The 2,169-nt window shown below is 75.6% G+C and carries 1 protein-coding gene; it reads right to left on the reverse strand.

Annotation, left to right across the window (positions count from 1 at the left end):
- Nucleotides 1–323: 323 nt before the first annotated feature.
- Complete coding sequence (gene sdaAA, locus PHA29_RS10435) at nt 324–1,928, reverse strand: L-serine ammonia-lyase, iron-sulfur-dependent, subunit alpha (protein WP_270849574.1); 1,605 nt, start codon at nt 1,926–1,928, stop codon at nt 324–326.
- Nucleotides 1,929–2,169 lie beyond the last annotated feature (241 nt).

Raw genomic sequence — 2,169 nt, forward strand, 5'->3', positions numbered from 1 at the left:
GGGCCCCCGCAGGGCGCTGGGTCCCCGCGGCGCGGGCGTGCGCGGCGCGGACGGAGGCCAGGCGCGCGGGGTCGACGGGGCGCAGGGACCCGGCGTCGTTCGGGCGGGCGCGGTGCGCCCCGGTCTGAATGGGGCGAGGGGGAACGATGCGTCCCTCGGTTCGGTTGTCGTTCATGCTCGGTCAGTTCCTTCGCGCTCAGATATGCGGCCCGTGCGCGGGCCGGATGTCGGTTCGGGAGGATTATACCTGCATGTGCGGACGCAGTGGTCCGTATGCATGTGTTTTTCAGGTAATTCCTCCCCGCGATGAGGAAGCGGGCCGCCTACCCGCAGATGCCGCAGCGGCGGCAGGCCTCGAGCGCCGCGGGGGCCTGGGCGGTACCGCCCTTCGCGGTCTCCCTGAGGCTCGCCGGGAGCGCCCGGCCGACCTTGAGCATGACCTGCGCCATCTCGTCGAAGGGGACGAGGCTGGAGATCCCCGAGAGCGCGAGCTGCGCCGAGGAGAACGCCGCGGCGACCCCGATGGCGTTGCGGTTCTGGCAGGGGACCTCGACCAGGCCGCCGACCGGGTCGCAGACGAGGCCCAGCAGGTTGGACAGGGCGATGGAGGCGGCGTCGAGCGCGCAGGCGGGAGTCCCCCCGAGCATCTGCACGAGCGCGGCGGCCGCCATGGCGGCGGCGCTGCCGACCTCCGCCTGGCAGCCGCCCTCGGCGCCGGCGACGCACGCCGACGTGGACAGGACCAGGCCGACGGCGGCGGCGCAGTAGAGGGCCTCCTCGACCGCCGCCTCGCCGAGCCCCAGGTGGTCGGCGAGGGCAAGCACGCAGCCCGGGACGACGCCGGAGGACCCGGCGGTCGGCGCGGCCACGATCACGCCCATGCTCGCGCTGCGCTCGAGGACCGCCATGGCGCGGGCGACGGCGTCGGTCTGGACGGCGCCCATGAGCGCGGCCCCGACGCGCTCGCCCGCGGAGTCGACGAGCCGCGCCTCGCCCCCGATGAAGCCGCCCAGGGAGCGCGCGGGCGCGGCGATGGGGGAGGAGGTCTCCTCGCGCATGACCTCGAGCACGCGGCGCATGGACCGCGCCGCGCGCTCCCCGCCGGTCAGGCGCGCCTCGCGCAGGGCCATGACCCCGCCGATCGTGAGGCCGCGCTCCGAGCAGGCGTCGACGAGCTGGGCGGCGTCGTCGAACATCTCGGGCGTGGAGACGCCCGGGGCGAGCGTCGAGGCGGACCCGGGGACCTCGATGAAGGTCGCGTTGTCGACCGCGTCCAGCGCGCGCACGCGCGGCAGCACCGCGGGGTCGGGGGCGCCGTCGGTCTCGAAGACCGAGTACGCCCGTCCCCCCGCCTCGGTGCGGTAAGTGCGGCAGAAGGCGATGTTCACGCGGGCCTCCGCGAGCAGGCTCGCGAGCGAGGCGAGGGCGCCGGGCACGTCGCGGTGCGCGACGAACAGCGTGGAGTACGCGCCGGAGATGTCGACGCCCACGCCGTTGATGCGGCTGATGCGCACGCGCCCGCCCCCCAGGCTCTCGCCGCGCACGGCTGCGGCGGCGCCCGAGCCGTCGGACATCTCGATGTCGACGGTGTTGGGGTGCAGCGAGGGGTCGTCGCCGGCGATGTCGAACTCGAAGGAGACGCCGCGCTCCCCGGCTAGGCCGAAGGCGTCGCGGATGCGCTCGTCGTCGGTGGCGAGTCCCAGGATGCCCGCCACGAGCGCGCGGTCGGTGCCGTGCCCGCGGTAGGTGTGCGCGAAGCTGTTCCACAGGCGGAAGCGCACCCGCGCGATGTCGCCCTCGAGCAGGGAGGCGGCCACCTGGGCGCAGCGCAGCGCGCCGGCGGTGTGGGACGAGGAGGGTCCGACCATCACGGGCCCGAGGATCTCGAAGGCGGAGGTGGTGGCGAGGGTCTGGGGTTTGGATGCCATGGGCGCTCCTTCGTCGCGGCGCGGTGCGGGTTCCAGCCCGTCCATTGTCGCGCGAGCGGGGCGCGAACGCCATCCCCGATGCCGCGCGGGGTCGGTGCCCGTGCGGCGACCGGCGCGAACGCGGGCGCGGTGCGGGAATCTCCATATCTGTCCGGACCCTAACCGCGCGGAGACGGGGGAGGGCGCCGGCTCGCGGCGGCGGGCACGGGGGCGGGGCCGCCCGCGCGCCACGGCGGGGGCG

Origin of the sequence: Candidatus Collinsella stercoripullorum (genome assembly GCF_027669965.1) — a bacterium.
Lineage (GTDB): Bacteria > Actinomycetota > Coriobacteriia > Coriobacteriales > Coriobacteriaceae > Collinsella > Collinsella stercoripullorum.

Excerpts from the sequence above, each read along its gene's own strand:
- sdaAA (WP_270849574.1), bottom strand. The coding sequence starts at position 1,928 with ATGGCATCCAAACCCCAGACCCTCGCCACCACCTCCGCCTTCGAGATC.